General features: G+C 60.7%; 21 protein-coding genes. 3 read left to right on the top strand and 18 right to left on the bottom strand.

Features of this window, described 5'->3' with window-relative positions; translation table 11 throughout:
• Positions 1–93: 93 nt before the first annotated feature.
• Together ACR0BZ_RS08600 and ACR0BZ_RS08595 are read left to right on the top strand one after the other, a co-directional pair.
• Positions 94–567, top strand: coding sequence for a rhodanese-like domain-containing protein (locus ACR0BZ_RS08600; protein WP_480920003.1), 474 nt, complete (start codon positions 94–96; stop codon positions 565–567).
• Positions 564–1,388, top strand: a complete 825-nt coding sequence (locus ACR0BZ_RS08595; RefSeq protein ID WP_480920002.1) for a CE1 family esterase — start codon at positions 564–566, stop codon at positions 1,386–1,388. Before ACR0BZ_RS08600 ends, ACR0BZ_RS08595 begins: the two co-directional genes overlap by 4 nt.
• Here ACR0BZ_RS08595 and mdoH read toward each other — a convergent pair whose 3' ends face one another.
• The 13 genes from mdoH to cbiE form a co-directional block, all read right to left on the bottom strand.
• Positions 1,389–3,260, bottom strand: coding sequence for a glucans biosynthesis glucosyltransferase MdoH (gene mdoH / locus ACR0BZ_RS08590; RefSeq protein WP_480920001.1), 1,872 nt, complete (start codon positions 3,258–3,260; stop codon positions 1,389–1,391).
• Positions 3,257–4,756 carry an OpgD/OpgG family glucan biosynthesis protein gene (locus tag ACR0BZ_RS08585; RefSeq protein WP_480920000.1) on the bottom strand — a complete coding sequence of 500 codons (1,500 nt, stop codon included), beginning with the start codon at positions 4,754–4,756 and terminating at the stop codon, positions 3,257–3,259. Before ACR0BZ_RS08585 ends, mdoH begins: the two co-directional genes overlap by 4 nt.
• A complete protein-coding gene (locus ACR0BZ_RS08580; protein WP_480919999.1) occupies positions 4,753–5,970 on the bottom strand; it encodes an OpgC family protein in 1,218 nt (405 codons plus the stop codon). The genes ACR0BZ_RS08585 and ACR0BZ_RS08580 overlap by 4 nt, the downstream gene beginning before the upstream one ends.
• 28 nt (positions 5,971–5,998) lie before the next feature.
• The gene (locus ACR0BZ_RS08575; RefSeq protein ID WP_480919998.1) at positions 5,999–7,369 is read right to left on the bottom strand and encodes a tetratricopeptide repeat protein; all 1,371 of its coding nucleotides are present in this window, start codon (positions 7,367–7,369) and stop codon (positions 5,999–6,001) included.
• Between the two features lie 179 nt (positions 7,370–7,548).
• Complete coding sequence (locus ACR0BZ_RS08570; protein WP_480915057.1) at positions 7,549–8,733, bottom strand: CaiB/BaiF CoA transferase family protein; 1,185 nt, start codon at positions 8,731–8,733, stop codon at positions 7,549–7,551.
• A complete protein-coding gene (locus ACR0BZ_RS08565; RefSeq protein ID WP_480919997.1) occupies positions 8,720–10,339 on the bottom strand; it encodes a thiamine pyrophosphate-binding protein in 1,620 nt (539 codons plus the stop codon). The genes ACR0BZ_RS08570 and ACR0BZ_RS08565 overlap by 14 nt, the downstream gene beginning before the upstream one ends.
• Positions 10,340–10,418: 79 nt before the next feature.
• Positions 10,419–10,877 (bottom strand): DUF302 domain-containing protein, encoded by a 459-nt coding sequence (locus ACR0BZ_RS08560; RefSeq protein WP_480919996.1) that lies wholly within the window; start codon positions 10,875–10,877, stop codon positions 10,419–10,421.
• Positions 10,878–10,964: 87 nt separating this feature from the next.
• Positions 10,965–11,708 (bottom strand): precorrin-6A synthase (deacetylating), encoded by a 744-nt coding sequence (cobF, locus tag ACR0BZ_RS08555; protein WP_480919995.1) that lies wholly within the window; start codon positions 11,706–11,708, stop codon positions 10,965–10,967.
• Positions 11,701–12,429, bottom strand: coding sequence for a uroporphyrinogen-III C-methyltransferase (gene cobA / locus ACR0BZ_RS08550; protein WP_480919994.1), 729 nt, complete (start codon positions 12,427–12,429; stop codon positions 11,701–11,703). Before cobA ends, cobF begins: the two co-directional genes overlap by 8 nt.
• Positions 12,426–13,748, bottom strand: coding sequence for a cobyrinic acid a,c-diamide synthase CobB (locus tag ACR0BZ_RS08545; protein WP_480919993.1), 1,323 nt, complete (start codon positions 13,746–13,748; stop codon positions 12,426–12,428). The genes cobA and ACR0BZ_RS08545 overlap by 4 nt, the downstream gene beginning before the upstream one ends.
• Entirely contained in the window at positions 13,735–14,529 is a 795-nt protein-coding gene (gene cobM / locus ACR0BZ_RS08540; protein ID WP_480919992.1) for a precorrin-4 C(11)-methyltransferase, read from the bottom strand. The genes ACR0BZ_RS08545 and cobM overlap by 14 nt, the downstream gene beginning before the upstream one ends.
• The gene (locus tag ACR0BZ_RS08535; protein ID WP_480504562.1) at positions 14,526–14,894 is read right to left on the bottom strand and encodes a cobalamin biosynthesis protein; all 369 of its coding nucleotides are present in this window, start codon (positions 14,892–14,894) and stop codon (positions 14,526–14,528) included. Before ACR0BZ_RS08535 ends, cobM begins: the two co-directional genes overlap by 4 nt.
• A complete protein-coding gene (gene cbiE / locus ACR0BZ_RS08530; RefSeq protein ID WP_480919991.1) occupies positions 14,891–16,090 on the bottom strand; it encodes a precorrin-6y C5,15-methyltransferase (decarboxylating) subunit CbiE in 1,200 nt (399 codons plus the stop codon). Before cbiE ends, ACR0BZ_RS08535 begins: the two co-directional genes overlap by 4 nt.
• Between cbiE and ACR0BZ_RS08525 the strand changes: the two genes are divergently transcribed.
• Positions 16,089–16,820, top strand: coding sequence for a cobalt-precorrin-6A reductase (locus tag ACR0BZ_RS08525; RefSeq protein WP_480919990.1), 732 nt, complete (start codon positions 16,089–16,091; stop codon positions 16,818–16,820). The genes cbiE and ACR0BZ_RS08525 overlap by 2 nt on opposite strands.
• On the opposite strand, the gene cobJ is transcribed toward ACR0BZ_RS08525, so the two are convergent.
• The 5 genes from cobJ to cobN are packed head-to-tail and all read right to left on the bottom strand — an operon-like array spanning position 16,811 to position 23,337.
• Positions 16,811–17,575 (bottom strand): precorrin-3B C(17)-methyltransferase, encoded by a 765-nt coding sequence (cobJ, locus tag ACR0BZ_RS08520; RefSeq protein WP_480909814.1) that lies wholly within the window; start codon positions 17,573–17,575, stop codon positions 16,811–16,813. The two genes, ACR0BZ_RS08525 and cobJ, sit on opposite strands and share 10 nt — an antisense overlap.
• Positions 17,572–18,300 (bottom strand): precorrin-2 C(20)-methyltransferase, encoded by a 729-nt coding sequence (locus ACR0BZ_RS08515; RefSeq protein ID WP_480585086.1) that lies wholly within the window; start codon positions 18,298–18,300, stop codon positions 17,572–17,574. The genes cobJ and ACR0BZ_RS08515 overlap by 4 nt, the downstream gene beginning before the upstream one ends.
• Positions 18,297–18,926, bottom strand: a complete 630-nt coding sequence (locus tag ACR0BZ_RS08510; protein WP_480919989.1) for a precorrin-8X methylmutase — start codon at positions 18,924–18,926, stop codon at positions 18,297–18,299. Before ACR0BZ_RS08510 ends, ACR0BZ_RS08515 begins: the two co-directional genes overlap by 4 nt.
• Positions 18,926–20,047 (bottom strand): cobalamin biosynthesis protein CobG, encoded by a 1,122-nt coding sequence (locus ACR0BZ_RS08505; RefSeq protein WP_480919988.1) that lies wholly within the window; start codon positions 20,045–20,047, stop codon positions 18,926–18,928. The genes ACR0BZ_RS08510 and ACR0BZ_RS08505 overlap by 1 nt, the downstream gene beginning before the upstream one ends.
• On the bottom strand, positions 20,044–23,337 hold the full coding sequence (gene cobN / locus ACR0BZ_RS08500) for a cobaltochelatase subunit CobN (protein ID WP_480919987.1): 3,294 nt from the start codon (positions 23,335–23,337) through the stop codon (positions 20,044–20,046). The genes ACR0BZ_RS08505 and cobN overlap by 4 nt, the downstream gene beginning before the upstream one ends.

Here is a 23,337-nt window from a genome sequence, read left to right as displayed (position 1 = left end):
AATGACGCGATCTTGATCTGCGAGCTGTGTTTCACCGCGCAACTTGCTGTGTGGTTGTGCTAGAACCAGCATCAGCGAACAGGAGGCTGAGGCGTGGCCGAAAAAACGAACCGATCCCGACGGTGGCTATTGATTGGTGGCGGTGCCGCGATTGCTGCCGGGTTTGCGATCAGGCAATACAGACTGATCCCTGAAGATCACAGCGGTGGCCGGATCAGTGTGGCCGACGCCCATGAGCAGGCCGCGGACGGGCGCGTTCTGCTGGTTGATATCCGCACACCGCGCGAATGGCGCGCCTCGGGAATTGGCGAGGGCGCGGTACCGCTGGACATGCGGCGCGAAGATTTCGTCGACGTTCTGACACAAATGACCGGTGGTGATCAGGCTGTTCCCGTGGCGCTGATCTGCGCCCGTGGGGTGCGGTCCGCGCGCCTCAGCAATCGTTTGATTGAAGCCGGATTCACAAATATCATCGACGTACCCGAGGGTATGTTGGGCTCGGCGGCCGGGCCAGGATGGGTAAGGGCCGGTTTGCCGGTTCGCAGATTCATTGAGGATGCGGGATGATCAGGGAAATCAGTCTTGCAGCAATCTTTGCCTTTGTCGCGCAGACGGTCCAGGCGGGCTGCGCCGATCAACAGAGCGTTTGCGAGACGCCGATGGGCGCGTATCACATCGAATTGCCCGACACAGAAAACCCGCCATTGGTGGTGTTCCTGCACGGGTATGGCGGCAGTGGTTCAGGCACGATGCGAAATCGCGGGATGGTCGAACCTCTGCTGGCGCGGGGTTATGCTGTCATGGCTCCGGAAGGCTTGGAGAGGCCCGACCGTGGTGGCACAAAAAGCTGGAATTTCTATCCTGGATTTGGCGAACGGGATGAAACCGCCTTTCTGTCCGAAGTGGTTCAGGACGCGGAAAACCGGTTCGGAATCAATGCGGACCGGGTCATGCTGGGCGGGTTTTCGGCTGGTGGCTTTATGGTCAACTATCTCGCCTGCAAGGCGCCCGAGACATTTTCGGCATATGTTCCGGTGTCCGGAGGATTCTGGAGGCCACACCCGGAAACCTGCAAGGGTCCGATCCGGATGTTTCATACCCATGGCTGGACGGACAACGTGGTACCGCTTGAGGGGCGCGTACTGGGCGGTGGCCGGTTTCGGCAGGGCGATATCTATGCCGGGCTCGAAATCTGGCGCGAGGCAAATGGCTGCGTCGATCACAAACCGGCCGGCTTTAGCACAACGGGGAATTTTATGCGCCGCCGCTGGACCACCTGTGCCAAAGGCAGCGCGCTGGAGTTTGCCTTGTTCCCGGGCGGTCATACAGTTCCAGCCGGTTGGGCTGATATGGTCGTGGATTGGTACGAAGGGCTTCCCGGCAGCTGATCACTCTGCCGGGGTCATGTTGATCTTGCCTTCAACCAGTTGCTTCAGCTCGGCTCGGTAACGGCGGGCCGACCGGGTGATGGCAGGTTCGCGGAAATCCTCGCGCATTCCGACCATCCGGCGTGCGGCACCGGCCGAAACACCGCTGAGTGCCGATAGCGGAATGGCAAGGGCGAGACTGATGGCAATCGGAGCCAGCCAGATCGAGACCAGCCCGGACAGGATACCAACACTCAAGGCTATGCCACTGACGGTTTCCAATGCGTGACACAGGATCAGCGTGCGCAATCCGTAACTGCCACCGTCGCGTGCTTGTGGCGACCAGCCCCGCTGAATGCCAAGTGCTGTCCGGAAAACGGCGATCATTTGTTGCACCATAAGGATTGGCGCATACAGGATCGACAGAATGACTTCGGCCAGAAACGAGGTCAGGAACTTGAGGCCGCCTCCGAATTCGGAATAGCGTACACCGCTTAGCGGCAAAGCCAGAACTCCCAGCACCTTGGGTGCCAGCAGCATTGCATACATCACGAGAATGATCAGAACGTGCCGGGTTTCAGACATTTCCGGCCATTGCGGGAACAGCGGATTATCGGGGCTGAAGTAGTGCAGGACAGAAGCGTCTTTGCCCTGACCGATCAGTGCCCACATCAACAGCAGCGCAAACCACAGCGGTGACATCAAGTACCCAACGGCACCGTGGAACATGTGAAAACGCGAGACGGCCCGGAATCCGGTCGAGCCCAGCAGTTTCAGGTGTTGCAGGTTGCCTTGGCACCAACGCCGATCCCGCATCGCATGATCGATCAGTGTGGGGGGTGTTTCCTCGTAAGATCCCCGAATGCGCGGCAGGAACCGCACCGCCCATCCGGCACGGCGCAGCAATCCGGCCTCGACGAAATCATGGCTCATGATCAGCTTGTCCTGACCATTGAACGCACGCAGCTTGGGCAGTCCGGCACTGGTGGCGAAAGCCTTGGTGCGGATTATGGCGTTGTGGCCCCAATAATTGCCCTCTTGCCCGCACCAGCGCGCCAACCCTTCGGCAAAGGCGATGCCATAGACCCCATTGGCGAATTGTTGCATACGGGCAAAAACCGATTGCGCGCCGATCAGTTGCGGATAGCTCTGGATCAGCCCGGCACCGGGATCACGCGCCAGCGCATCGGTCAGCCGATGTATGGCGCGACCGGTCATAAGGCTGTCCGCATCCAGAACCAGCATCGCGTCCCAGTCTGCGCCCCAGCGACTGACCCAGTCGGCGATGTTACCCACCTTGCGGTCGGTGTTCTGCTCGCGGCGGCGGTAATACAACTCCAGCCCCGGGGCGAGCGTGGTGCGCAGGGCTTCGACGCTGGCTTGTTCCTGTGCCGCGATTTCAGGGTCGCGTGTGTCGGACAGGATGAACATGGCATAGTGATGCTGCCCACCGCGTGCCTGCAAATCTTCAAGCATGGTGCGGGCGTTGCCCAGCACGTTCCATGGCACTTCGTTGTATACCGGTGTCAAAAGGGCAACGCGCAGGGGCTGTGCTGTGCGTTTGCGCTGCGGACGATCCTGTCTCGACAGCGAAACCATACCCAGCAGAACGGTGCAGACCGTGAACGAAATCCAGAAGAAGTTGAACGAGATAAGCGCCAACAGGATGCCCTCGATCAGATTGATCCCCTGGGCGCTGAACCAGTCGCTCATGATCCAAAGCAGGCCCAATGTCGCTACCATCGCCGGTGAAAACGCAAGCGCGCGCCAAAATCCAGTCGCGCCCGTGTCTGTGCCCGACGGGGCATCAGCATCGTGGAACCCAACGCTGAAATTCTGCGTGGGCATCGCCAGAGGTGCCTCGGGCGGCATGATATGCAGACCGCGGTTCATATGGTCCATCGGTAAAGCCACACCTCAGAGGCAGGCTGTTTGTCTTTCAGCAGTTGCGCGCGCAATTCGACATGATCGCGCCCATCAGGCTGGAACGAAAACGCCAGACGCAATCCACCCGTATCCGGGTTGCGTTGCAGAACACCGTCCGAGGTTTCGGCATGAGGGGAATCCACGAAGACACTGATCGCCTCGATATCATCGAACAAATCGCTGCCTTCGAAATCGATGACGGCCAAACGCCCCTCACCGAAGGTGTTTTCGCCCATGGCGGTGTTGGTCACCCGTGGCATCGGAGTGCGCTGAGGCTCCTCACCCCAGATCAGACGATAGGACAGGTCAACCCGACTGCCTGCCGCATAGGGCTCTGCCGGACGCCAATAGGCGACGATGTTGTCATAGATTTCCTGATCGGCCGGTATCTCGACCAGTGTAACGGTGCCTTTGCCCCACTCTTCCTTAGGCTCGACCCACAGGCCCGGGCGCTTGTGATAATTCGCCTCAAGGTCGGCATAGTCCGAAAACTCGCGCTTGCGCTGCATCAGCCCGAAGCCGCGCGGGTTCTCGTCAACGAAAGACGATATTTGCAGGCGGGCCGGGTTTGCCAGTGGACGCCACAACACCTCGCCCGCGCCATTGCGGATCAACAGCCCGTCGCTGTCATGGACGGCCGGACGGAAATCGTCGAACCGGCTGTGGTTGGTCTGGTCGAACAGAAACATCGAGGTGCCCGGCGCGATACCTACATGAGGTAGGTCTTCGCGGGGAAACAGCGTGGCCTCGACGTCGATAATGCAATCCGCCCCCGCCGTGACATTGAAGCGATAGGCCCCAGTCACGCTGGGACTGTCCATCAGCGCATGTACGACCATATTCCGATGGCCGGGCTTGGGGCGCTCCAGCCAGAAACGGATGAACTCAGGAAATTCCTCGCCATCCGGGTCGCCTGTTTTCAGGGCGAGACCGCGTGCCGACAGACCGTAGACCTCGTCCAGACCAATAGCGCGGAAATAGCTGGCACCCTGCCAGACGCAGAACTCATCCGTCTTGCCGGGGCGGTGCATCTCGGTCCGCAGCCGCAGGCCTGAAAAGCCCAGCGTCTCGTCGATGGGCAATTGCGGCACATCTTCGGATTTGTCGAACATCCCCAGATCGAAATCGACTGGTGTTGTCATGCCATTTTCGACCGTTTCCACCTTGACGGTCCGGGGGAAATACAGGCCCGGTGTGAAGAAATCGACGTTGAATGGCGTTTCGGTTTCGTACCACAACGCCCGGTCCAGTCGAAAACGGATCGAGCGATATTGTTCGTAAGTCAGATCCTGCCATTCTTGTGGAACCATTTCGCGTTCCGCATAGGGGCGGCTGGCCAGTTCGCGGGCCAGTTCGATCACGTGGTCGCGGTCAAAGGGGACTGCGCCCCCGGTCGCATAGGTCGATGGGGCAAAGGCCAAGGCAGTCGTCGAGACTAGGAATGCGCGACGGGTGAAATTCATCTCTTCAATTTCCAGGGTTGAGACTTGAACCAAGCTGCCAGATAGGCCACGCCGATGATCATGGCAAAGCCAATTATGTTGGCGACAAAGACGGTGGCAACATCCCGCCCAGCTTGATCGAGGGCAACGCCGATAAGTCGTGCTGCTGCCATGGAAAATACAAACACCGCAAGGGATTGCTGACCGACTTTGGTGATGACCGTCAGCAGGAATTGCCAGACGCGCGCACCCATGCTGTGGCCCGTCGCAATCAGGCGGTGACCATGTTCGCCAGCCGCGACCCAGCCCAGATAGGCCAGTGACAGAAAATGGACATATCGCAGCGCGCCAAACTCGGTCTTGTCGCGCAATTCGTCGGTCAGTGGCCAGATCTGTCGGATCGCAGCGCCCAACTCAGGCGCAGCGCTGTTAACCCAGAGGAAGACCTTCCAAGACCCAAACGGAGCTGACAGGATCAGGAACAAGGCAGCCGCCCAGACCAGAGATTTCGATACCGGTGGAGCGGGAATCCATCCGCGCATCAAGGCAAATCCGGTGAAGAACAGCAATTGCCAGCCAAACGGGTTGAAAAACCATTGCCGATCCGACCAAGGCTCGGCCGGAAGGGCCAGCGCGCCGGTCTGAGTGATGCACCAGATGGTCACAGATGCAGCCGCCATCAGCCAGAAACTGACACGGTACAGCGCGATGTAGAGCGGCATCAGCGCCAGTACCACCAGATACATCGGAAGGATGTCAAAGTAGTTCGGTACATAAGTCAGGGTAAAGATCCCCACCATCTGCGGGGCGGGATCATTGAAGAAATGCTGAAGGTTCAGGGACGAGACATAGGTTTTCCCGAACGCGCCGGTCAGGTCCAGCGCTGCCATTGTCATGGCGACAAAGAAGAACAGGGCAATATGGGCCCAATAAACCTGCCAGATGCGATAGGCCACTCGGGCCGTGCCCATCCACCAGCCCTTGTACAGGAACGCCCCGCCAAAGGCGATGGCCGAGGCCATGCCCGAACAGAACACGAAAATCTCGGTTGCGTCCGAATACCCAAAGCGCGCCGGGATCCAATTCGCCCAAGGATCATTGGGAATGTGGGCGATCAGGATGATGAACATCGCGATGCCGCGATAGAAATCCAGTCGCGGGTCACGCGTGCGGGCGGGGGCCGCAGCCGGGGCTGCGACGGGTGCAAAATCAGCAGCGGGCGATATGGTCGCCATACGGTCTCTGTCCTTCTTGGTCGTCTTGTTATTCGGCGGGGACGCTTTGCATGTCTCCGCCGTCGCGTGCCGCATCAATCAGGGCGCGGCGCGCGATGGCATAATTGTCTTCACCCCCGGCGCGCTTGGCGCGACGGTCATCCAGAATGCGTTCAACCGCATCAAGACGACCGGCCCGAAGCCCGGAATCGATGGTAATGCGTTCAAATACATCACGTTGCGCGTGACTGCCACCAGCCAGTTGCATTGAACCGCGCGCTGCCAACAGGTGATCAAATGCCGTGCCATAATGGCCGTCACCAAAGGCTTCAAGGCCCATGGCGGCCGCGACACCGGGATCAGCCATACGGCGGGTGGTGTCGTCATTGGCACGCGCTGCATCCTTGCTCATGCGGTTCAGCATTTTGGCTGTGGCGTCGACGCGATTGTCGCCTGTCAGTGCCAAAAGGTAATGCAGATCGGCGAAGATCAGGCAGCCGTCTTCGGTGCGTGCGGCACTCAGGTCAGCCAGTTCTTCCCAGCGATTTCCGACATTTACGCCTTCTAATTCAAGCCGCATCAGAAGCGAAGTTCCGTTCGAGATGTCGCGGTAATCGTCGGTTTTGTCCTTGCGGACGTGGTTGTCATACAGGTCCATCACCTGATCGACCTGACCCAGATCCAGATGCATCAGGGCCTTGTGCCACCAGACGTGATAGCGGAAGTTGTTGCAATGGGCCCAGGCCGCCTCGCGCCCGGCCAGCCAGTCAAGGCCCAGCTGCGCGTTGCCGGTCATTTCATGGACATGGGCCACCGCGTGCAGACCCCAGGCATCATCGGACACCATCCAAAGCGCCTGACGTCCCGCGATTTCGGCCTTTTCGTAGGCTCCGGTTTCTTCCAGCGCGAAGGAATGGCAGCCCAGCAGATAACCCCGACCGGGGTGATCGGGTTCATATGCAGGCATAACCCGTTCGATCGAACGGCGCATTCCGTCCGGATCGCCCAGAACGAAACGGGTCGCGTGGCTGAGTTTCATCGCCAACGTATCCTGCGGATGGTCGCGCAGGACCGCTTCGAACTTTTGCACCGCCTGTGTCAGTTGGCCCGCAAGATACAGCCCCAATGCATCGACAAACAGCCGCTCGCGCGTCGAGACGGGCTGCCGTTTCATCGCAGCATTGGCAGACGCCAAAGCCTCGACTGCAACCGCCATCATCTCGCGCCGACCGAGAAGGGCCATGAACAGGCCTTTAACGGCATGGCCCAAAGCAAAATCGGGCTCAAGCTCCAACACTTTGCCCAGATGTTGGGGCGTAACCGCGGCATGTGCCATGAACCCAAGCAGAACACCATTCCAGGCTTCGACAGCTTCCGGCTGCGCCAAGGTGTTCATCTGTCCAAAAACGTCTTGTTTCATACTTGGGTCCAATCTGATTGCGGTATTTGACACTGTTTGATGTAACAGAGTGTGCGAGAGCGGCGTATCAGTATCGACCCCGCTCTCGAATTGGTGAAATGTCGTGTGTGAAAAAGTCGAAAAAATCCGCCGATTCAAAGGCATGTTTCAGCAACTTGCCGCCTAGTTGTGCAAGTGTTTCAATCGTCGAACGGGTTTTCAGCGTTTAACACCCAATCAGTATCGGCCCCGCAGGTGGGTGGTGCGCTGCGATATGTTACAGGCGTACGTGACAGGTTAAGGGGATTCCCGATCAGGTTCACCTTACCGGGCTGGGCCTGCATCGAAATCTGCATATTTCGTGCTGCTACCTGTTCCGTGTCAAAAACCTGATCCAGCGTCTGGACCGGACCAACAGGCACTTTCACGTCTTCAAGACCGGAAATTACGGATCGCGTATCCAGCCGTTGAACAGCCGGCCGAAGAATGGCGTTCAGCGCATCACGGTGTTCCAGTCGCGCCGGGTTGGTCACGAATCTGGGGTCGTCGGCAAGTGCGGGTTGTCCCAGGAAACCGCACAGCTTTCTGAACTGGCCATCATTTCCAACCGCCAGAATGACATGCCCATCGGATGTCTCGTAAACGTCATAAGGCACGATATTGGGGTGCCCGTTTCCGCGGCGTTGCGGAACGTTGCCAGAAGTCAGGTAATTGACGCCCTCGTTGATCAGCCATGCGATCTGAGAATCAACCAGTGCCAGATCGACCTGCTGACCTTCACCGGTCAGGTCGCGGTGGCGCAGTGCGGCCAGAATACCAACGCTCGCATACATTCCGCACATCACATCAGCGATTCCGACCCCCACTTTCATTGGCGCGCCTTCCGGGTCGCCGGTCAGGGACATGATCCCTCCATAGCCTTGCGCCATCAGGTCATAGCCGGGCTTGCTGGCATTTGGTCCGGTTTGGCCGTAACCCGAGATCGAGCAGTAAACGAGGTTGGGGAATTCCTGCGACAGGGTGGCATAATCCAGCCCGTATTTTGCCAGACCGCCGGGTTTGAAATTTTCGATCAGAATATCCGCGTGTGAGGCCAGCCGCCGGATTTCCGCCTGACCTTTCTCAGTCGCGATATCAAGCGCCACGGATTTCTTGTTTCGGTTCGCTGACATGAAATAGGCGCTCAGGTCCGAGCGGTTGCCGTCGGCATTGGTCACATAGGGCGGACCCCATTGCCGCGTGTCGTCGCCCCCGGTGGCAGGGTTTTCGATCTTGATGACACTGGCGCCCAGATCACCCAGCAACTGCGTGCAGGTCGGCCCGGCCAAAATACGGCTGAGGTCCAGAATCTTGACGCCCTTCAGCGGGCCCTCAGATGCGGCCATCGTATCCTCCCCGGTCGATTTCAGCGGCGATGACGGTAAATGTCTCGGCCTTTACAGCAGCTTCAAGTGCTGCGCGCAACTCTGCCCGGTTGCAGACGGTGTGGCCGTTCCCACCAAAAGCACGGCCCATGGCGGCGAAGTCATGGTGACCGAAATCCACGCCATTGTTGACCATCTGCCGCTGCCGCTGTTTCAACTCGATAAGGGCAAGGCTGGCATCTACGAAGACAAGAAAGATCGGATTGCCACCCATTTCGGCCGCCGTCGACAATTCCCCGGCGACCATCAGAAATCCGGCATCACCCGAAAAGCTGATCACCGGGCGGTCGGGCTCGGCCAGTTTCAGACCAATGGCCATTGGGACAGCACAGCCCATGGTGCAGAGCGCCGAGGATTGGATCAGCCCACGTTCCTCGCTGCAGTCCCACATCTGGCTCAGCAGAATGCGATGCGCGCCGCTGTCGGCGGTTGCCAGCGTTTCGGGGCGCAGGGTAGCGCGCGTTTCGGCGATGACCGCTGCGGGCCCCCAGTCCTCATCAGTGGGAAAGGCCTGTGCCAGAGCAGATTTGACCTGCGCGGGCTCACCACCCGGCCACGTTGCGCGGGCAGGGTTTCCCTTGGCAATGGCCTCCAGCGTCTCGCCCGTGTCAGCCACCAGATTAAGACCCGCCTGATGCATGTAGTGGTCATTGATCACCGCTGATATGTCGATGACGCGCTTTTCTTCGGGGTCCCAGATTTCGCGCCAGCCGGGGCGCATTTCGATCGGGTCATACCCCAGACACAGCACCAGATCGGCTTGTTCGATCAATGGGACAAGGTGCTTGTCTGCCAAAGGCGACAGGCCAGCGCCGCCCAAACACAAAGGGTGATCTTCGGGAACAACACCCTTGGCCTTGTAGGTGGTAACAAATGGAATTCCGAAATGTTCCAAAAACGCCTGCACAACACTGCGCGAGTCGTCATAGAGGACATCGAGACCGATAATGGCGATGGGGCGCTCGGCCTCAGCCACCCAGCGCCGGGCTTTTTCAAGGCATTCACCATTGGGACTGACAGGCGCGACCTTGGCCAGGCGGCGGCGTTTTTTACCCGTCACCGGCGTGTCGGCGACCGAGATCGGGACATCAATATGAACCGGCCCCGGTCGCGGCTGCGTGGCCAGCGACACCGCCTTGTCTGCGATGATATCCGCACCCTTGGCCGTCAGTGTAAACGTGCCCTTGGTGATGGAACGGTAAACCTGGCTGTGGTCCATAACCTGATGGGTGTAAGTCAGCGCTTCGTCCGCATCGACGCAACCGGTCAGAACGATCATCGGAACACGGTCCTGCAACGCATTGGCCACCACGTTGATGCCGTTCATCGCGCCCGGACCCAAAGTGGCAACCAGAATCGCAGGCGCGCCGTCGCGGTGATGCACGGCCTCGGCCATGAATCCGGCCGAGTTTTCATGTTTTGTCAGATGAAAGGCAATGCCCGCCTTTTCAAGCGCATCCACCAGTGTCAGCACCTCACCCCCCGGCATTCCAAAGGCGTGGCGGCACCCAGCTTCGTACAGGCGTTGGGCCAGAAGATCGGCGGCGCGCGGCGTGGGGTCCTGCATCAGTCATGCTCCGAGATAACCGTTTCGAAGCAGATTGCGGAGGACGCCACCAGACGCAAGGCGGATCACGTCAGTGTGACTATTTGACTGCGTCTTCAGCGACGGATTGAAAAGTTTTATCCAGTTCCGCGGCAATGTCCTGCAAGACTTGCCCGCCTTCCGCAATGTAAGGGTCAAACACGAAACTGGGGGTCTTGTAAGACAGGGTTGCGGTTCCGTCCTCGTTCTCGGTGACATAGAAACGGATCGGTGCTTCGATCATCGCATTGGTAGAGGTTTCCAGCACCCTTACGGCGTAATCGTTGTTGAACGCGCCAATCACCAGATTGCCCGGAATGGTGATCCCGCGCGCCGCAGCTGCCTTGGTGGGTCCAGCCTGCGTCACCACTATCAATCCGTTGTCCTTGATCGCAACCTTGGTTGCATCGACCAGTTCCGAGTAGGTCTTGTCCGCAGGAAACACAGCCCATCCGGCCGGAACGTCCTGCGCCCAAACGGGTAAAGCGATCAGGCAAAGCAAGGGAATGAGGGCTTTCATTGTCACGTCTCCTGTATTGAGGTGCACCCTGTGTGCCAGACCTGACCGACCCGCGTCATCACAAACCCGTGTTCATGTGCCCGTGCGTTACTTCCGCCGCATCTTCAACAGGTAGATATCCATGATCCAGCCATGTTCGGCGCGGGCTTTCGCCCGGGTCTCAAGGATATTCTGCGCAACCTCATCCAGCGGGCCACTGATCAGAACCTCTTCTTTCATACCCACATAGGCGCCCCACCAAATGTCATAACTTGCCAAATCAAGGGTTTGGAACGAGCATTCGCCGTCCAGCATCACAGCGACGTTCGAGGCCGCATCAGGCCAGCCTTCATCCCGGATACGACGACCGGTTGTGACAACGTAGGGCGCGCCCAGATCATTGATCGGGATCGCATGGGCGGCGGTCAGCGCCTGCAAGGCGGTGATGCCGGGGATAACCTTGGTATTGGGTTGCGGGTTCAACCGGGCAGCGATGCGCAGTGAGCTGTCATAGAGGGACGGATCCCCCCAAATCAGCAGTGCGACATGCTGCGCCTCTGGATGCGCGGCAATGGCCGCTTGCCAGCGCAGGGCGATGGTGTCGTGCCATTCATCGACACCGCGCAGGTAGCCATCGTCGGCCCGGCGCTGGGGAATATCGAAATAGGCGACCTGTGGCGGCGTTTCGGCGACACGCTCGATGATCGCTTCACGCAGCCCGGCCAGATCAGCCTTGTTTTCCCCCTTGCGTGGAATCAGGATCAAATCCGCCGCCCGGATCGCCTGCGCGCCTTGAAACGTTACATGATCCGGATTGCCGGTGCCGATGCCGATCAAGCTCAGATCATTCATCGTCGAACTCCGCCAGCGGACCATAAAGGATCAGCGCCGGTGCTTTGCCAATCTCGGTTTTCAGCTGCTCTGCCAGCGCGCCAATCGTGGCGCGTTGCAGCTTTTGGTCGGGGGTCGAGACGGATTCGGCCATAAGCGCCGGAGTATCCAACGGCAATCCTTGCGTGTGCAGGGCTTCGACCAGCAGGGGAAAGGTGCGCTTGCCCATGAAAACGACGGTCGTGGCCTGCGGATCAGCCAGCGCTTTCAGGTTCAGGTCGTCGGGTAATTCACCACTGACGTCATGGCCGGTCACGAACTGGACCCGCCGGGCCGTGAGCCTGCGCGTCAACGGAATGCCTGCGGCCGCTGCCGCTGCCACTGCTGAGGGGACGCCGGGAATGATCTCATAGGCGATTCCGGCTGCGCGCAGGGCGACAAGCTCTTCCTCTAGCCGTCCGAACATACCGCCGTCGCCGGACTTCAGGCGCACTACATGCTGACCGGATTGCGCATAATCCACCAGCAACCGGCTGACATGGTCCTGCTTGGGGGACGGGCGACCGGCCCGCTTTCCGACGCCAACCAGATCCGCATCGTCGCGCGCATGGCTCAGGATCGGGCCGCTGCTGAGATCGTCGAACAGGATCGCATCGGCCTTTTGCATCCGGTCCACCGCCTTGAGTGTCAGCAGTTCCGGATCACCGGGGCCAGAGCCGATGAAAGAAACAAAACCGCTCATGCCGACGCCTCCGCAATCAGGTGAAAGAACGTGCCAGTGACATTGCCACGCAGTGATCCGGTTTGCGGACCTTCTTCCCCTTCAGCGTCAAACACGCGTGCCAATGGGGTGTCCGGTTGATCCACGATCGAGGAATAGTGGAATTCGTGCCCGCGCAAGGCTGCGCCTTTGGCAAAGCCGGGCATGGGGGCCAACAACTCGGCCTTTCTGTAGCCAAGATTGAACTTGCGCTTCTGGTAGGATGTGACGAGGCCCAGCAAGCCGGCCATTTCATGTTGTACGCCGTCCTTGTCGATCAGCGCCTGACCAAGCGCCATGTAGCCGCCGCATTCTCCGTGCACCGGCTTTGTTTCCGCATGTTTACGCAAACCACTCAGGAAGGTGGTGGCCGCTGCCAATGTTCCGGCGTGCAATTCGGGGTACCCGCCGGGCAGCCAGACCAGATCGGCATCCGCCGCCGGAGGTTCGTTCGCCAAGGGGGAAAAAGGCAAGATCTCGGCACCCGCATCGTGCCACCCCTGCAAAAGGTGGGGGTAGGTAAAGGAAAAGGCGGCATCACGGGCCAGCGCGATCCGCTGGGCGGGGGGGCGCGGCAGCGCGGCTGACGATGGCCCGCCGGGGCCTGAGGAAGCCGCCCGCTTGATTGCGTCAAGGTCCACATGTTCTCGCAAGAACGCGGCATAACCTACAATGGCGCTTTCCAGATCGGGGTGTTCGACCGCCTGAATAAGTCCCAGATGCCGCTCGGGCAGGGTCAAGTCACCACGCCGGGGCAGGACGCCCAGAACAGGCAGGCCCGCGCGCTCCATCCCCAGACGGGTCAGGCGTTCATGGCGGGGGCTGGCGCATCGGTTCAGGATCACTCCGGCAAAGGGCAGGTCAGGATTGTACATCCTGAACCCCAGCGCCGTTGCCGCCGCTGATTGTGCCTGCCCGCCCACATCCAACACAAGCACAACGGGCCAGCCCATGCGCAGGGCGGTCTCGGCGCTTGAACCGTGCCCAACTTCGCCGGGTTTTGCGACACCGTCGAACAAACCCATCGAGCCCTCGGCCACCACAATGTCAGCGCCTTCAGCCTGAGCGGAAATAGCGCTGAACAGGGGATCCGTCATTGCCCAGCTGTCCAGATTGAACGAAGCCCGCCCGGCAGCCGCCCGGTGAAAGGCGGGATCGATATAATCCGGCCCGCTTTTAAAGGGTTGCACGGTCAGGCCATCTTCGGCCAGCGCGCGCAAAAGGCCCAGCATAACCGTCGTCTTGCCGGTACCCGAAGATGGTGCTGAAATCAGAATACCCGGAGGGTTAGTCATCACCATGGCTCCAGCTTGACCAAGGGCTGTCGGCACTTTGCGGGCGATAGCGGCGGTCGTAATCTCTGGAATAAAGACAGCTTTCGTCAAAACCCTCACCGGCCAGCGCGGGGCCGACCATGATCAAAGCCGTGCGCGAGATGCTTTCGTCCAGCGACCCTTTCAGGGTTTCCAGCGTTGCGCGGATGATCTTTTCATCCGGCCAGCTTGCGCGATACACAACGGCCACCGGACAATCGGCGCCATAAGCCGGGGTAAGGTCTGCGATAACCTTGTCCAGATTGCCGATTGACAGATGAATAGCCAAAGTCGCGCCGGTACGGGCAAAATTCACCAGCGTTTCACCTTCGGGCATGGATGACGCGCGCCCCGGCGTCCGGGTCAGAACCACTGATTGCGCCAGTCCCGGCAGGGTCAGTTCGGTGCCCAGGGCCGCTGCGGCGGCGGCAAAGGATGGTACGCCAGGGGTCACACTGACCGGAATGCCCATTTCTTTAAGGCGGCGGATCTGTTCGCCCATCGCCGACCAGACTGACAAATCGCCCGAATGCAGCCGCGCCATATCCTGACCCGCTTTATGCGCGACTTCGATCTCGGCCATGATCTGGTCCAGATCCATGGGCGCAGTGTTGATGATTTTTGCGTCTTTGGGGCAGTGGCTCAGAATTTCCTCGGGCACCAGCGACCCGGCATAAAGGCACACGGGGCACGAGGCGATGATGTCGCGCCCACGCAATGTCAACAGGTCTGCAGCGCCCGGTCCGGCGCCGATGAAATGAACGGTCATGTTTGTCCTCCGATGGCGATGGCGCAGGTGGCCAGCCGGTCGTCCGAAATGTGTCTGGGTGAAAGCAGCCTCGCGCCGGACCCGGCGGCGGCAAGGGCGGATGCTTCGGCTACGCTGCCGGTGCCATAAGCGGCACGGCTGCGGTTCGAGCATGTCAGGGTGCGCTGCCCGGCCAAATCGGCAGCCGCCACGAAATGCAGCGGAAGGGCAAGGCTTTCCGCAAAGGCCGCCAGCGCAGAGTGGCCGCTTTTGTCGGCAACCGTCGCCAGAGCTTGGACATCATGGCTGGCCGCTGCCGCGTCATAGGCGGCGCGCAAACTGTCTGCCGTCGCGTCTGATGAAAAGCCCAAGCCTGCCACGATCATAAGGTCACGCTCCACTGCACGACCGGATAGGCAGATTTCCAGCCGCGCCGCGGTCCGAGCGGTGCAGAATGTGCCAGTTCGATCCGCAACAGGTCTCCGCCCAGGTCTTGGTGCCATCGCGCCAACAGTGCTTCGCTTTCCAACGTTACCGCATTGGCGACCAACCGGGTGCCAGCGGGCAGGGCGTCGCGAAGCCACGCCAGCAGACTGGGGCTGAGCCCACCGCCGATGAAAACCACGTCCGGCAGGGGCAAACCGGCCAGCGCTTCGGGTGCGGTACCGTGGACAACCTGTAACCGATCCTGCCCCAGCGCGTCGGCATTGCGGCGAATGCGTTCGGCCCTGTCGGCGCGGGGTTCGATACTGGTGGCTGTCAGGGTCGGGTCGCACATCAGCCATTCAATACTGATCGAGCCGGTGCCACCGCCAATGTCCCACAGATGTTCGCCCCGCTGCGGTGCCAGTGCGGACAGGGTCAGTGCCCGGATCGGGCGTTTGGTGATCTGGCCGTCGGTTTCAAAAAGATCATCCGGCTTACCCGAGGCCTTGGAAAGTCCCCGCCCAGTGCCGGTCACTTCCAGCCCGACGCAGACAGGATGATCGAAGGTTCCCAGCAGAGCTTCGGTCAGGCTCACTGTCTGGATGCTTTCCCGCGGGCCGCCGAGGGCCTGCATCACATGCAACGCGCTGTCGGCAAAACCGGTTTCGCTCAGATATGTCGCCAGTTCAGCAACCGCCTTGCCGTCACGCAAAAGCACAATGGCATGAAGATCCGGGGCCAGATGCGGCCGCAATCGGGTCAAAGGCGCAGCGTGCAGGCCGAACGTCGGCGTGCTTTCCAAAGGCCAGCCCAGCCGCGCGGCGGCCAGCGAAAACGTGGACTGGCCGGGCAGGGCGGTCCACTCGTTGGCATCGAAGTTACGCGCGATGACGGACCCCGCGCCAAACCAGAACGGATCACCTGACGCCAGAACCACCGTCTGCCGTCCGCGCAGGCCTTTCAGGATCGGCAATCCGTCCGAGAACGGCACCGGCCATTCGACTCGCTCAGCCTCGTTTTCCGGCAGCAGCGACAGGTGACGAGGCGGCCCCATGATCACTTCGGCCCGGTCCAGCACTTGACGGCTTGCAGGCGACAGGCCATCAAGCCCATCTTCGCCCAATCCCAAAACGGTCAGCCACGGAGACTCAGACATGCCCAACCTCCTGATTCTTGGCGGCACGACCGAGGCCAACGCTTTGGCCAAAGCTGTTTCGGAACAAGGGATTGCGGCTGTGTATTCTTATGCGGGACGGGTGGAAACCCCGCGTCCGCAGCCGTTGCCGGTGCGAGTTGGCGGGTTTGGCGGCCCGGAAGGTCTGGCCCAATACATCCGTGAAAACGCGATCACCCATGTCGTGGATGCGACCCATCCATTTGCGGCGCAGATGAGCCGGAACGCGATTGAGGCGTGTCACACAACGCAGGTTCCACTGGCCGCCTTGACCCGCGCGGCGTGGAAGCCGCAACCCGGCGATGTCTGGCACCGCGTGCCCGATATCACTGCCGCCGTCGATGCGCTTGCAGGTGATCCGCAGCGTGTGTTCCTGGCTGTCGGGCGTATGCATCTTGAAGACTTTGCAGCCCAGCCCCAGCATCACTACCTGCTGCGTCTGGTGGACGAGCCTGACAGCGTGCCTTTTCCTTTGGCGCAGGTTGTCGTGGCCCGGGGTCCTTTTGCAGAAGCCGATGACTGCGCATTGATGCAGCAACACAGGACGCAGCTTGTGGTGTCCAAGAACGCGGGCGGCTTGGGTGCGCGCGCCAAGCTGGACGCAGCGCGGGCGCTGGGCCTGCCAGTGCTTATGATCGAGCGCCCTGTTCTGCCTAAGCGGACCGAGCTTTCGGCTGTCACACAGGTTCTGGACTGGGTGTCTCATCCCTGATCCTCGACCGGGGTGAAGCGTGGCGTATAGACGATCGGCGTGCCTTTGCGTTCGATGACTCGGGTGCGCGACGAACCGACAATAACCACGGTCTGCATATCCGCCATCTCGGGCGTGGCCTCGGCCAGAGTAGAAACCCGGATCACCTCATCCGCTCGTGACACGGCGCGCGCAAACAGGATCACCCGCTCGGGCTCGCATTCTTCGCGTAGGATTTCCAGTGTCTTTACAAAGCCTTCCGGGCGAGACTTCGAGCGGGGGTTGTAGAATGCCATCGAAAAATCGGCCTGCGCAGCCAAGCGCAGGCGTTTTTCGATCAGTGCCCAAGGCTTTAGGTTGTCGCTAAGGTTGATGGCGCAGAAATCATGCCCCATCGGAGCGCCCGCGCGGGCAGATGCGGCCAGCATCGCGGTGATCCCCGGCAGCACATCTATCTGAATGTCACGCCATTCTGTTGGGCCATTCTCCAACGCTTCGAACACCGCTGCCGCCATTGCAAACACACCGGGATCGCCCGAGGACACAACAACCACCCGCCTGCCTTCGACCGCCATTTGCAGCGCGTGTTGCGAGCGGTCGATTTCAACCCGGTTATCACTGGCGTGCAGGGTCAGGCCGGGGCGGTCGGCCACGCGGGCCACATAAGGGATGTAGCCCACCACATCGGTGGCGTCGGCCAAAGCCGCTGTAACTTCGGGGGTGACCAGCGCCTCGTCCCCCGGACCAAGGCCTGCGATCTTGACCCAGCCGCTCATGGTCGGCGCCCCTGACCATGAACAACGATGATCGAGAAATATGGGGTGATCTTCTCGCAGGCCTCAGACAATTTTGTCACCGCCTGGTTCGGCATCTGCGCGTATTCGACAATCCATGCGCGGTCATACAGACCAGAGGTTTTCAGCGCGCGTTTCACCTTGTCGATGTTCCGCCCGATTTTCATCACGACCAAGGCATCTGTCTGCGCCATACGTTCAGCCAAAACCTCCTCGGGCAGAGTACCAACCAGCACGGTCAGCACATCATCGCCCCATGTGATCGGATCGCCCGTGGCCGTCCACGCACCGGACATACCCGTGATGGCTGGCACAACCTCAACCGGAGCTTCGTCACGCAACCGATTGTAAAGATGCATGAACGAGCCGTAGAAAAACGGATCACCCTCGCACAGGACCACCACATCCTCGCCCTGTTCCGACAGCGTCTTCAGGTGTGCTGTGCACTCTTCATAGAACGCGGCCAGCAATTCATTATAACGCGGATCGGTGACCGGAATCTCGGTGGTCACAGGGTATTCCATCGGGAATTCAACCGCGCCTTCGGGGATCATCCCGTTGACGATTTTGCGGGCCTGACCGCTTCGACCCGGTTTGCGAAAGAATGCCACGTGCTTGGCGTTGCGAAGAAGGCGATCGGCCCGGACACTCATCAGATCCGGGTCACCGGGGCCAAGGCCCACGCCGTATATGGTACCCATTTTCATTCCGCCCGGCTTGCGATGGCGTTGATGGCTGCAACGGTGATGGCGCTGCCACCCAGACGGCCTTTGACAATGCAGGACGGAACGGGTTGCGCCTGCCACAACGCGTCTTTGGATTCCATCGCTCCGACAAATCCGACCGGGCAGCCGATGATCGCAGCAGGGCGCGGGCAATCGGGGTCTTCCAGCATGTTCAGCAAGTGAAACAGCGCGGTGGGCGCGTTTCCGATGGCGACCAGAGCACCTTCCAGATACGGGCGCCAGAGTTCCAGCGCAGCGGCCGAACGGGTGTTGCTCATCTCGGCGGCCAGGGGACGCACGCGTTCGTCATGCAGGGTGCAGATTACCTGATTGTCTGCAGGCAGACGGAAGCGGGTCACACCCTCGCTGACCATGCGCGCGTCACACAGGATCGCCGCGCCGTTTTCCAGCGCCGTGCGTGCGGCCTGCACAAATCCGGGTGAGAAATGTACAAACTCCTCCAGCCCGACCATGCCGGCGGCGTGGATCATCCGAACGGCGACCTGCTCTTCATCGGTATCAAAGCGGGCCAGATCAGCCTCGGACCGGATGGTGGCAAAGCTTTCCTTGTAGATCGCCGCGCCATCGGTTTCGTATGTATAGGGCATCAGGTGAAGTCCATAGTCATGAGTGTTTCCGGGTCGAGCCCGCGTTGGCTGGGCTCATCCCCCGCGCGGCCCTGTTTGACAAGATCAAATCGCCCGTTGTTGCCGACCACAGTGATGTCGGCCGGGCCCATATGGGCGCATCCCTTGGCGCAGCCCGAGACATGCAGGCGACCGGGAATGCGCCGTGCCAATGCCCGGGCGATGTCGCGGGTTTCCACCTGCGCTTGCGGGCAGAACGGCGCGCCGGGGCAGGCGTCGGTTGTCATCATCGGATCGGCTACGTCAGTGACAAAATCCGGGGCGGGTATCGCCGCCCCGCCTTCCAGCAGGATCAGCCGCCACGGTGTGACACGTAAGGCAGAAGCGCCGCTGGCTTCGATCAGTTCACAAAGCTTGCGCGCAGGCAGCGAGCCGAATGCCGCGCCGTATAGAGCACCCAGTTCACAGGGGCCGGGTTGCAGTTTTTCACCGACAGGACCGGGGGCAAATCCCTGCCATTCCTGTGGCAACGCGTGGGTGACCCGCGCCATGCGACGTGTCTCGGCCGTGTAAGTCTCAGAAAACCACAGGGCCAATGCGATCACGTTGTCAATGGCGTTATCCTCGGTTACACACCGCCCGGTTTTGCAGCCGTCGGCGCGCAGGATCAGACCGTCGGCACCCAGTTCCAGACGAATATCTGCAGAATCCGAGGCCAACAGGCGCGTCGGGCCTGTATCTATCGCAAAACCAAACTTAGCGGGCAGAGCAGGCAATTCGGCCAGTCGATCAATCAACTCCAGTGTCAGCCGCGCGGTCAAATCGCCCGCCTGATAGAGCGGAGTGACCAGAATATTGCGGCGTACTTCGATGCCGGGTTCCGCATCAAGCAAGTCCAGCGCCGCAAGCTCCACAAGCAACGGCTGGTGGTCGCGCTCATCCACGCCGCGCAGTTGCAGGTTGGCACGATTGGTCAGGTCGATGGTGCCATTGCCGAACCGTTCAGCCAGTTCGCACAAACCAATAGCCTGCCTGGCATTCAGTCGCGCCAGACGCGGACGGACCCGCACGACCAGCCCGTCGCCTGACATCATCGGACGATGCGCGCCGGGACACCATCCTTGAACGATAGGTGCACTCATCCCAAACCCTCCAAATCGGCCCGGATCGAATTCCGGCGTGTGTTCCAAAGCCCCGCTTCCAGCAGTGCACGGAACCTGTCTTGCATGGCCTGATAGGCCTTCGGGTTGGCCTCTTGCAGAAAGGCATCAACGGCCTCATTGCCCAATGTGGCTTCGTGGTAGAGATCAAACAGATGCGGAGCGACAGTGCCCGACAGATGTGCGAATGAGGCCATGTGATCCAGCGTCGCCGCGATCTCGGCGGCGCCGCGAAACCCATGGCGCTGCATCCCGGCAATCCAGCCGGGGTTGGCAGCGCGGGCATGAACGACGCGGCTGATTTCTTCCGGCAGAGTCCGGGCGCGCGGATTATCGGGGTTGGTGTTGTCCAGATGGTAAAGCTGAGCGGTGCCACCAGTGATGTTTTTGGCGGCGGCAAAACCGGCCTCATGCGTGGCATAATCGTTGGCCAGCAGCAAGTCAGTTTCTGTCAGATCCTGGAGGTGAACAAAACTGTCGGCCTTGGCGACACGATCCGTGATCCCCGCTTTGTCCTGCGCGATGTGTTCACCTTCCAACGCGTACGAACTGGCCTCAAGCCATGCCTCCCCGGCTTGGGCGCGCGCCTCGTCCGTATAGGTCTCGGACAGATGGGTCATGTTCAGGCCGTAACTGCCGGGTGCCGGGCCAAACACCCGCGCAGCCGGGGCGTGACCGGCATAGGGGTTCCAGTCGGTCGCTTCGTCACGCTCTGACAATGCCCGAACCGCCTGACCATAAAGGGCTGACAACGTGGGGAACACATCGCGAAACAAGCCCGAAACCCGCAGGGTGACGTCCAGGCGCGGGCGGCTCAGGTCGGTGATGGGCAGCACTTCGATACCCGAAACCCGCTCGGATCCCTTATCCCAAACCGGCTTTACACCCAGCAGGTGCAGGGCCATGGCGAATTCTTCGCCCGCCGTGCGCATGGTGGCCGATCCCCACAGATCGACAATCAGCCCTTTCGGGTAATCGCCTTCCTCCTGCAAGTGTCGCCGTACCAGTTCCTCGGCCAGTTTCACACCTTGCGCGTAGGCTGCGCGGGTGGGCACAGACCGAGGATCGGTGGTAAACAGGTTTCGCCCGGTCGGCAGCACGTCAGAGCGGCCCCGATAGGGCGAGCCGGACGGGCCAGCCTCGATCCGCTTGCCGGCCAGCGCATTGATCAGGGCCTTGCGTTCGGCATGGGCGGATGGGGCTGGGTCGAAACTGCCGGTCACATCCGGGACACGCCCATAGACGTGCAGCCCGTCGCCAAACTGACTTTCCTTGATATCGCAGACAAAGCGGTCGATGCGGGTGATTGCTTCGGCGGTGCTGGTGGCCTGGTCCAGACCCAGATCGTTCTCCAGCCCAATGGCCTGTGCTTCTTCCCGGATATCTTCCTGCAACCGGTCACGGCGTCTGGGGTCAAGACCGTCCGCGTTTGAAAACTCGTCCAGCAGGGCTTCCAGCCGCACCATCCGATCCGGCGTTCCGCTTTCTTTCATGGGAGGCGGGATGTGGCCCAGAGTCACCGCGCCGATCCGGCGTTTGGCCTGCGCGGCCTCGCCCGGGTCGTTGACGATGAACGGGTAGATCACCGGCAGGTCACGGATCAGCGCCTCGGGCCAGCAGTTTGCCGATAGGGCAACTGATTTGCCGGGCAGCCATTCCAGCGTTCCATGCGCACCGATATGGATCAGCGCATCCGCTCCTAGACCTTTGCGCAGCCACAAATAGAAGGCGACATAACTGTGGCGCGGGGTGCGCAAGAGGTCATGATAGTCGTCATCCCGCAGCTCGGGTGTTCCGCGTTCTGGTTGCAGTGCGACCAGTGCCTTGCCGCGTCGCAAAGCCATGAAGTGAAACGCGCCATGAGCGAAAGTTGGGTCTTGCTCGGGATTGCCCCATACGGTGTGCAGATCGGTGCGCAGGGTCTGGGGTAATTCAGCGAGTGCGCTCAGATAATCCTCAAGCGGCCACGATATCCGGGCGTCCAAGAGTGCGTCGGCAACCGGATCGCCAGCCGCGATGTCGTAGCCTTCACCGCAAAGATCAGACAGCATCGCCTCAGCCGAGGCCAGCGCGTCGAGACCAACCGCATGGGCCATTTGCCAGTCTTTGCCGGGATATGTGGACAGTACCAACGCAGGAACCTGATCTGCCTTGGGTTTGTCATTCAGGGCAAGCCAACCCGATACCCGGTCGATGATCGCCTCGATCCGATCCGGCTCGGCCCGATGCGCAAAACGCGAGTATTCCAAATGCGAATCGCGCTTGCCCGGCTCTTTGAAAGAGACAACGCCTGCCGATATTCGCCCGTCCACTTCGGGCAATACCACATGCATGGCGAGGTCGGCGGGTGACAGGCCGCGTTCGGCCTCGGCCCAGGCCTTGCGTCGCGACGTGGCGAGGGCGACTTGAAACACCGGCACATCCGCTGCGTCCAAAGGCGACGTGCCAGACGCGCCCTTACCTGAGAATGAAGTGGCGTTGATGATGGCCGATGGTCTCAGGGCAACGACCTGTTCCCTGAGCCAGTCGGCAGCGGCCGGGGCCTTGAGCGACGGGGCGAACAAACCCACCGCCTGGAGCCCGCGGGCGCGCAGGCTGCGGATCAGGGCCGCGACCGGAGCTGTGTCTGCTGATGTCAGATAAGCACGGTAGAAGGTTACGAGAATGCGTTTCGCATCGTTCTCGAACGCGGAATCCACCGGGATGACACCCTGTTCCGGGCACCACGCACCGCATTCGGGCAGGGTTTTCGCGCCCATCACCGGGCCGGCATAAAGCCCTGCTGCTAACGCCATCTGGGCCAATGCGGCCTGCGCCGCGACTTCTCCGCCGGTATCACACAGATGTGCCAGCCGCCGCAGGGTCGAGAGGGGCAGGGTCGAATACTCATCCAACCGAGTGTCTTCGCGCCCATCCGCCGGTAGAACGGCCAGCGCGATGCCTTTGGCCTGCGCCAGTGCCAGAACCTGTTGCAGCCCGTAAGACCAATAGGGCACGCCGCCGATCAGACGGATCAGGATGCCCTTTGCGCCTTCAAGTGTCTGTTCAACATAGGTGTCGACGGACAGGGGGTGTTTCAATGCAGCAAGATTGGCCAGCCGCATCGTGGGCATCCGCCCCTCAGGTCCGCCGCCGCGATGCCAGCCCGCCGCGAAAGCGCCCAGGTCACTGTCGGAAAAGGACAGCACAACCAGATCACCCGGGCTTTGGCCCAGATCGGTTGGGGTCTCGGTTTCCTCGAGCCCGTGGCTTTCGCGAAAGACGACGTGCAT

This window comes from Ruegeria sp. P8, from assembly GCF_056534665.1.
This window is presented reverse-complemented; position numbering and strand designations above follow the sequence as displayed.

Coding starts and splice junctions, on each gene's coding strand:
- ACR0BZ_RS08560 (WP_480919996.1), bottom strand. CDS start 10,877: ATGAAAGCCCTCATTCCCTTGCTTTGCCTGATCGCTTTACCCGTTTGG.
- ACR0BZ_RS08565 (WP_480919997.1), bottom strand. CDS start 10,339: ATGCAGGACCCCACGCCGCGCGCCGCCGATCTTCTGGCCCAACGCCTG.
- ACR0BZ_RS08585 (WP_480920000.1), bottom strand. CDS start 4,756: ATGAATTTCACCCGTCGCGCATTCCTAGTCTCGACGACTGCCTTGGCC.
- ACR0BZ_RS08570 (WP_480915057.1), bottom strand. CDS start 8,733: ATGGCCGCATCTGAGGGCCCGCTGAAGGGCGTCAAGATTCTGGACCTC.
- ACR0BZ_RS08575 (WP_480919998.1), bottom strand. CDS start 7,369: ATGAAACAAGACGTTTTTGGACAGATGAACACCTTGGCGCAGCCGGAA.
- cbiE (WP_480919991.1), bottom strand. CDS start 16,090: ATGTCTGAGTCTCCGTGGCTGACCGTTTTGGGATTGGGCGAAGATGGG.
- cobJ (WP_480909814.1), bottom strand. CDS start 17,575: ATGAGCGGCTGGGTCAAGATCGCAGGCCTTGGTCCGGGGGACGAGGCG.
- ACR0BZ_RS08515 (WP_480585086.1), bottom strand. CDS start 18,300: ATGAAAATGGGTACCATATACGGCGTGGGCCTTGGCCCCGGTGACCCG.
- ACR0BZ_RS08535 (WP_480504562.1), bottom strand. CDS start 14,894: ATGATCGTGGCAGGCTTGGGCTTTTCATCAGACGCGACGGCAGACAGT.
- ACR0BZ_RS08580 (WP_480919999.1), bottom strand. CDS start 5,970: ATGGCGACCATATCGCCCGCTGCTGATTTTGCACCCGTCGCAGCCCCG.
- mdoH (WP_480920001.1), bottom strand. CDS start 3,260: ATGAACCGCGGTCTGCATATCATGCCGCCCGAGGCACCTCTGGCGATG.
- ACR0BZ_RS08525 (WP_480919990.1), top strand. CDS start 16,089: ATGCCCAACCTCCTGATTCTTGGCGGCACGACCGAGGCCAACGCTTTG.
- cobN (WP_480919987.1), bottom strand. CDS start 23,337: ATGCACGTCGTCTTTCGCGAAAGCCACGGGCTCGAGGAAACCGAGACC.
- cobF (WP_480919995.1), bottom strand. CDS start 11,708: ATGAATGATCTGAGCTTGATCGGCATCGGCACCGGCAATCCGGATCAT.
- cobA (WP_480919994.1), bottom strand. CDS start 12,429: ATGAGCGGTTTTGTTTCTTTCATCGGCTCTGGCCCCGGTGATCCGGAA.
- ACR0BZ_RS08545 (WP_480919993.1), bottom strand. CDS start 13,748: ATGGTGATGACTAACCCTCCGGGTATTCTGATTTCAGCACCATCTTCG.
- ACR0BZ_RS08510 (WP_480919989.1), bottom strand. CDS start 18,926: ATGCCCTATACATACGAAACCGATGGCGCGGCGATCTACAAGGAAAGC.
- cobM (WP_480919992.1), bottom strand. CDS start 14,529: ATGACCGTTCATTTCATCGGCGCCGGACCGGGCGCTGCAGACCTGTTG.
- ACR0BZ_RS08595 (WP_480920002.1), top strand. CDS start 564: ATGATCAGGGAAATCAGTCTTGCAGCAATCTTTGCCTTTGTCGCGCAG.
- ACR0BZ_RS08505 (WP_480919988.1), bottom strand. CDS start 20,047: ATGAGTGCACCTATCGTTCAAGGATGGTGTCCCGGCGCGCATCGTCCG.